This window comes from Helicobacter salomonis, assembly GCF_900197775.1.
GTDB lineage: Bacteria > Campylobacterota > Campylobacteria > Campylobacterales > Helicobacteraceae > Helicobacter > Helicobacter salomonis.
On sequence record NZ_FZMA01000042.1, the window covers coordinates 1 to 3,130 of the forward strand.

At 46.0% G+C, this 3,130-nt stretch carries 2 protein-coding genes; both read right to left on the reverse strand.

The window, feature by feature from the left end; translation table 11 throughout:
• Positions 1-477: 477 nt before the first annotated feature.
• Positions 478-705 (reverse strand): hypothetical protein, encoded by a 228-nt coding sequence (locus C6H04_RS06640; RefSeq protein ID WP_233711878.1) that lies wholly within the window; start codon positions 703-705, stop codon positions 478-480.
• 19 nt (positions 706-724) lie between these two features.
• A partial coding sequence (locus C6H04_RS06645) for a putative barnase/colicin E5 family endoribonuclease (protein WP_104732693.1) occupies positions 725-3,130 on the reverse strand: 2,406 nt, incomplete at its 5' end.

A 3,130-nucleotide genomic window follows, 5' to 3' on the forward strand; every position in this document is an offset into this window, starting at 1 on the left:
TAGCACGGATAACGCTACAACAAAGTAACCCCATGCATGAAGCCAAAGCGTTATTCTAAACTATTAAGCGGTAGTAAAACGCAAATTAAGGAAAAACTTGGCATCTGTGCGAGGCTAGAATAGCCTCGCTTAGCACGGATAACGCTACAATGAAGTAACCCCATGCCATAATCCCATGCCCTACTAACCCCAGCACCGCTAAAACAAAGTAACTATCGTGTTATGAAGCCCTTAAGTTAACAAATCACTTCAAGAAAACAAAGAACGCTTAAGGGCAAGAGAAGCTTAACAAAAAGTCTTGAAGGAAACAAGGGTTAAAAGCTTTAGTCTATCTCCCTAGCTAGGCTTTTTTGTGCTTTTTCATTTGAGTGGAGATTTTGATAGCTTAATGGGCTACAGCACTAGCTAGGATAGGAGCCCTAGGGAGAAGGGCAAGAGCATACTAGCACATTGTTAAATGGCACACAAGGGTTAAAACTAGAGGGGTTTGCTTGGGGCTTGCGTGCAGTGTTGCAGGTCTTTCTCTAAGGTCTCCGTGTAAATGAGCAATTCTTTGAGGTAGGCCAACATGTCTAGCTCCTTACTAGGACGCACAGGGGGCTTGAGCTGGCATTTTACAGGCACATAGACCTTTTGATAGACCACTTGGGGGGTGCAGCCCCAAAACAACCCACTCATCAGAATAGAGGCTAAAAGTGTAGGCATTAAAAGCTCCAGCGTGCTTTTATTTAGTATCTTGATTGGCTGTGGATTGATTGTTAAGGGGAGGCTTGGTAGGATTGGGCTTAGAGTTTAAGGAGAGATTGTCCGCCTCTTTAGTTAAACCGCTAGCGCGTGCTGTCTTAGCGGTTTTCTCCGTTGAGGGTTTCTTTTTGTCAAAAGCCGTAACAATCCAGTAGCTGTTTCCTTGTTTATCATAGCCCTTGTTAACGCCCACGACAAAGCCTAAATGTTCAATGTTGTAAGCCTCTTCTCTGCCTGCTCTCTTGATTGCATTCCCCCTCTGCACTATTTCATTAATTCCATTTCCCAACTTCTCCAAAGGCGTAGCCCCCTCAAACTCTCTAAAGTCATCAATATGCTTTTCTAAAATCTTAGACAAGCCCCAACCTGTAGCCTTATTACCCTTTCCCTCTACATTCCCCCACACCAAATCTATATACCCTAACCCCTCCCTATAAAAAGCCCCTGCTACCTGCCCTCTGCGTTCTTGTAGCAGTTTAGCCACTGCTTGAGACCCCTTGAGCTCAAACTCTGCAAAGTGTTCCCCAAAAACAGGATTGGGTTCAATATGGGGGGTTTTAAGGGGGGGTTTGGTATGCTTAGAAACACTGCTAGGCATATAGCCTTCAAGATCAAGGCTTGGAGTCGTGTTAGGGCGTTGGCTATGGGATAGCAGGACTTCTTTATTGAGTTGCCCCTTTAACTTCCACATATCAAAAAATCTTAACTTATCTTGCCCGCTTAAGGCTTCCTCAATCACTACCGCATATCCGTTAATTTGTTTGGCATACACGATACGCCCACTCTCTTCTTGTATGTGTTTAAAATCGGGGTTTTTAAGATACTCTTGGTAGTGAGCGATGTCCTCTAAAGTTACCGCAATCTGCCCTCTGCTAGCCTCCTTGTTTGCATCTCCATGCTGTTTCAAAGTATGCAATACTTGGTGTGCGTCAATTTCTCTTACAAGCTCTCTCTTGCCCTTAAATTTAAGGGCTTGCCCTAGTTCTTGGGCTTCTGTAGCATCCACACTAGAAACCACTAACCTTTGTTTGGCGTTAGCGTTAGCTTTAGGGCTCAAATCCCACTTCTCTATAGTCTCTTTAATCTCTTGGGGGTTAAGGTTTTCCTTTATAGCAGCAGAACTCTGCTGCTCTTTCCCCAACAACTCCTGTGCCTGCTTAGCCCTTTGTTCTAATTGGGGCAGGAGACTGGCAACATTGCTCACTTCTTGGGTCATCTGTCCTGAGCGTATCAATAGGCTAGCAAAGTCATAGACATTGGCTTCACTCAGCTTTTTGTAACTTTGCATATCCCCAAAGGCTAATCTGGGCTGTAATTCCTCCTGCAAAGATTGGGGAAGGTTTTTTAAGAACTCATGGAGTTGGCCTTTAGGATTTTCCAAACGCATGAAGCGCGCAAAGCCTGCGCCTAACACTTGACTTAGAGTGTCTTGGAAGATAGTAGGGCGCAGTTTCAGGCTCTCTTTTAGGGCGGCATCGCTCAAGTGCACTAATTGGTAGAGCTCGCTGTAAAGCTGCTCAAAGCCCTTAGCGCGTTCTCCAAAAGCTAGAGCTTTAGCCGTGGCATCCATGGCTTGGGTCAGATAGGGGGCTAGGTTTAGTTGGGGGAATGTGGAATTATGCGCTAAATTGTAAAAACTGCCTGCATTGTAGACAAAGGCATCTTTGAGCTTGTCGTATTGCTCATGATCTAAAATCTTATGCGCATGGTTGAGCACTTGGGACAAACTCAGATCGGGGGTGTTGCGTGCGACATAAGCTAGCAGAGCCATGTTGGTCTCTTCCTTAGCAGGGCTTTTGGGAGATTGGATGTCTAATAGTCTAGCCACTCTATTGGCTAGCTCATCCACACTATCTGCAGGTTGGGCTAGAGCTTTGAGGTTCTCAGAAGTGATGTGGGCATCGTACTTGCCTAGTGCTCCTAGTAGTCTATCTCCTGGAGTGCTAGCCCTCTGCTTATTGCTGGCTGCAGCTAGATTGAGCAATTCTGCAGGGCTTAGATTAGCATTCTTAGGCGTGCGCACTAAGAGTTCATCAGGGGCTAAGTCTAGCTTATAGGCCTCTAAGATGGCCTTGTGGTAAGTCTCTCTGCTGCTAGGGCTAAAGCTCTGCATGCCCTGAGTGCGGTGATTGCCCACTAAGACCTGGCCATCCTGTAAGACTACGGGCACATCTTCAAAGCCTCCCCTGCCTAGAATCATCTCTGCTTTGAAGTCTTGGGCAATTTGGTTGATGATGTGTTGGTTCATCTGGGTGCGTGTCTGTGTGCCTGTGCCCTGCATGAAATTGGGTTTGAGGTCTTTGGCTTTGACAATAGCAAAGTCTAGGGGATAGATTTGCTCATCATCTAGGCTCAAACTGCCTGCAGAGTGTTCCAGTCTTTGCAT

What these genes read in the sequence shown, in the direction of transcription:
- C6H04_RS06640 (WP_233711878.1), bottom strand. Translation starts at nt 705, where the DNA reads ATGCCTACACTTTTAGCCTCTATTCTGATGAGTGGGTTGTTTTGGGGC.